Consider the following 4,296-nt stretch of genomic DNA (forward strand, 5'->3'; position numbering starts at 1 on the left):
CCTCCGTGCTGTCAGTGCAGTTCGGGCGCAACTATGGATTCTCTGCGAATCCTACATTGCTGCCCGGCAGCGTTTCGCAAGGTCTGATCAGAGCGGGAGGCTACGCCAACAGTTTTGAATGTTCTTTCGTAAAGGGTCCGCGCAACTGCTATTTCAATGCAGTTAGTTTCCCGGATAGCGGTGATATTACCTCATTCCAGGAAGGCAGCAGCCCGGCGGTTGTGGCCGACATTTGGCAGTGGAAGGGCAATTTCACGAAGACCCACGGAAGGCACAGCTTCAGCATGGGAGCGGACTTCAACACCAACGGCTTCCGGCAAACCTTCAATAGCAACAGCTTGAGTTTTTCCCAGGCCCAGACGGCCAATTCCCCAGTGAAGGGGGTTGATGGCGCGGGTTTCGCGTCTTTCTTGCTCGGGATCCCCTCAGGCGATACCTATCGCAACGAGTTTGAGACTGAACACGGGGGCTGGGTTGATGGATTCTACTTTCAGGATCAATGGAAAATCACCGACAGGTTGACGATGAATCTGGGAGCGCGCTATGACATCACGTTCAATCCTCTTTACGGCAGCCCTGCGGATGGCAACGTACCCATTGGCAACTGGGATCTGAATACGGGCAACTACGTCCTCTCGGCCTCTGCGCCGTCTTGTGCGTCCGCTGGCAACATGCCGCCCTGCATTCCCACGCCCGATGGCTCACTCCCGGCGCATGTTGTCGTTGCGCCCGACCGCCGCTTCTGGCACAACTCCTACGACAATATCCAGCCACGTATGGGTATTGCATACCGATTGACGCAGCGAACCGTGCTCCGAGGCGCATACGGCAGGTTCTACGACAACTGGGCGGCGGTCATACAAATGGCGCAGAACCAGCAAGGCACTTGGCCCCGCGCTGACCAGTTCATCTTGTCGTTCAACAATACAAACAACCCGCCGAGCGTTTTTGCGGAAAATCCCTTGCAAGGTGCCAATGTCGTACCGAGTCTGACCGCCTTTGAGACCACCAACAACTGGTTTGTTGATCCTAATATCAAGAATCCCTACTCCGATCAATGGAATTTCGGCGTGCAGGAGGCCTTAAGCACGAACACCACGCTCACCGTGAACTACGTAGGCTCATCCGGTCATAGGCTCGATGTGGGAGTCACTGGCAACCAGGCGACGGTTCCCGATCCCACGGGCAAGCTCCTGGTGCCGTCTGTAAGTTGCTATACCACCACGTGCACGCCAGCGGCCGTCGCGGCTCAAGGTCGGTTCCGCTTCCCTTACCTGGTGCCCATCCACTATGACGAGAGCGTCGGCAAGTCCTGGTACAATGGCCTGCAAGTATCGCTAGACAAGAAGGCCTCTCGCGGGCTTTCCTACCTTCTTTCTTACACGTGGTCGAAGGCCATTGACATAGGCGCCGACGAGTGGTTCGGCACGGGAACTAATGGAACTTCCGTGCAAAATCCCTACAACCTGCAAAACGACAAAGGCCTGGCCGGGTTCGACCTGCCGCAGATCTTTACGGCCAATATCGTCTATGAACTTCCCTTTGGCAAAGGCAGGCAATTCGCAACGGGCGTGCGTACCATCGACATTGTCATTGGTGGCTGGCAGGTCAACGGGATTTCCAGCCTGATGTCCGGCACACTCTTCAACGTTACTGCCCCGAATTCTATTCCCAACGTGGGGTCTGGCAGCAGCGAACGGGCGAACATTGTCGGCGACCCCAACAAGGGCAGTTGCCCGAACGGAGCTCCCGTAGGAACGCTTACCTGCTGGTTCAATACATCCGCGTTCGCCTTTCCTGCGACCGGGACCTACGGCACCTTTGGGCGCAATGTGCTGCGAAGTGACGGGCGAGCGAACCTGGACCTCTCCGTTTTTCGCATTTTTGCGATGACCGAACGCAGGAGACTGGAATTTAGGACGGAGGCCTTTGAGTGGTCAATTCGACCGCCACCAGCGGTTATTCGCCACGGCAACTTCAGTTCGCGCTGAAGTTCTATTATTGACATCGCCCCGGCGACGACTGCATCGAGGAAATGCTCGCGGGGAAGCCGCCTCGCCCTCGATGCGCAGAGCACTCTGCGGGAGGTTCGTAAGCGATAAAGACGGAATATACTAAGTGGCGCTGACCAAGCGTTATGCTGCGCCGCGCGCTCGAAGCTATGTCGAAATCGGTAGTGACTCTCTTTGCAATCCTCTATTTTTTTAATCTGGCGCTTCCCTCCGCCCTATCAGCACAGGCCGCCGGGAACTCTTCGGGCGCACTCGTTATTACGCTGGCTGACATTCCTGAAGACTGCAAAACACGGGGAACATTTGAGCCGTTGGCCAGTCTGCTTCAGAGCACAGCGGCGTCGCCGAGCGCGGAAGCTTATGAATCCCTTGGCACGTTTTATGGGCGCGAGGGACGCTTCAGTTGTGCTGTCGCCGCCTTTCAGGCCGCGCTCGCTCGTACCCCCGAGGCGCGCCAGATTCGCTACGAACTTGCCCTTTCGCTCCTTGAAAATCACGCGCCCGATCGAGCGGCCGACGAACTGCGAGTCGTCCTGCGCGACGAGCCGAACTCATTTAAGGCTCACAATGCTTTCGGTCGTGCCATGCAGGATTTGGGACAGCTCGAGCGGGCCGCCGACGAATTCAAGACCGCGCTGGCCATCAATCCGCGTTTTGCCCTCGCATCCTATGACCTTGCCCGCTTGCTGAGTACGCAGAAGAAATACAAAGCGGCAATCTATTACCTAAAAGATGGCTTGAGCCATTCGCCTGCTCCGAATCTTGCCCTGGAAATGAAAATTGTCTTGGCTGACGCGTTTGCCGAAACGGGAGACTATGCTGACTCCATTCCTCTTTTTCGAGACGCGGTTGCCGCCCAGCCAAATTCCGCGGAATGGCACTTTAACCTCGCTACCGCTTACGCTCACAATCAGGACTATCCTCACGCCGCTGAAGAATACAAAGAAACTCTCCGGCTTTGGAAGACTACACACGCCGCAATCCAAACGACTGGGAAGGCCAGGAGATTTTCGGGGAAGCCTTGAAAGATTCGGCGCGATTTCCTGACGCGGTGCAGTCGCTCGAACGCGCCATCCAGTTAAACGCGGCGAGTTACGAAGCGCATTGCCATTTGGGCGCGGTTCTCGGCCGCCTGGGGCGAATAGATGACGCCGTACGCGAGCTGCGAACAGCCGTCGAGCTGAAGCCTGATGGTCCCGAGGCGCGATATCAACTCGGACTGATTCTCCACAACGAAAAGAACCAAGCTGCGGCCAAAGAGCAGTTCGAAATTTTCGAGCACCTGAAACAGCAAACCGAGCAAGAAACGCAGGCGGCCGCTTTGAATAGCCACGGCAATGAACTGCTCAAGCAAGGGCTCGCGCGCGAGGCCGTCGAAGCGTACCAGAAAGCCCTTCTTCTGAAGCCGAAGGATGCCAGACTGCATTACAACTTGGCATTCGCCCTTGCAAAACTGAGAGATTCTGGTCGTGAAGAGCATCAATTGCGCGAGGCCATCGAACTGGATCCCCATTTCGCGCAGGCTCACGATCAATTGGGTTCCTCGCTGATGCAGCGACAGCGATTCAAGGAAGCCGAGCGGGAGTTTCGGGCAGCCATTGCCAGCGACCCGCAATCTGCGGAAGCGCTCAATAATCTCGGCACGCTCCTTGGTCGCCAAGGAAAGAATGATGAGGCGGCGGCGCTCTTTCGCGAGGCCATTTCGGTCGATCCCCAATACACTCAGGCTGTCGTTAACTTAGGACTGACCCTAGCTGCCCAAGCGAACTATTTGGAGGCGGAAAGACAACTCCGAAGCGCGCTGGGATTGGAACCCAATAATGCGAATGCGTTGACGGCGCTAGGCATGCTTCAGGGAAAAACCGGCCGAGATGCAGATTCTGTTCAGACGTTTGGGAAGCTCGTCGGCCTCAACCCTGCATCCTCTGAGGCCCACGTGAATCTCGGCATTGCTTTGGGCGACGTCTACGATCTTCAGGGTGCGCTGGGGGAATTCTCAGAAGCCATACGGCTCGCCCCAGACTTTTCGCTTGCGCACTACAACAAGGGGCGGGTTCTGTATGCTCTAGGCCGCAAGGACGAGGCACGGAACGAGCTTGGCGAAGCCGTCCGTCTCTCCCCAAACTACGTGAGTGCTCTGTTCTTGCTCGGAGTCGTGGAGCATTCTTCGCCTTACGCCACCGAACTGTTTCAAAGGGTCGTGAATCTGCAGCCCGATAACGCTGAGGCGCGGCTTTATCTTGGCCGCAACCTTTTGCAGGTCGGCAAGAAGGAAGAAGCCGTC

At 56.6% G+C, this 4,296-nt stretch carries 3 protein-coding genes; all 3 read left to right on the top strand.

Going from position 1 to position 4,296, the window contains the following annotated elements:
* On the top strand, positions 1-1,991 hold a 1,991-nt coding region (locus DMG62_24990), incomplete at its 5' end, for a hypothetical protein (protein ID PYY19080.1).
* A gap of 146 nt (positions 1,992-2,137) precedes the next feature.
* Positions 2,138-3,037, top strand: a complete 900-nt coding sequence (locus DMG62_24995) for a hypothetical protein (protein PYY19081.1) — start codon at positions 2,138-2,140, stop codon at positions 3,035-3,037.
* The coding region (locus DMG62_25000; GenBank protein ID PYY19082.1) for a hypothetical protein at positions 3,034-4,296 on the top strand (1,263 nt) is incomplete at its 3' end. The genes DMG62_24995 and DMG62_25000, both read left to right, overlap by 4 nt.

The organism is Acidobacteriota bacterium (assembly GCA_003225175.1).
In the GTDB taxonomy this organism is placed as follows: Bacteria; Acidobacteriota; Terriglobia; order Terriglobales; family Acidobacteriaceae; genus Gp1-AA112.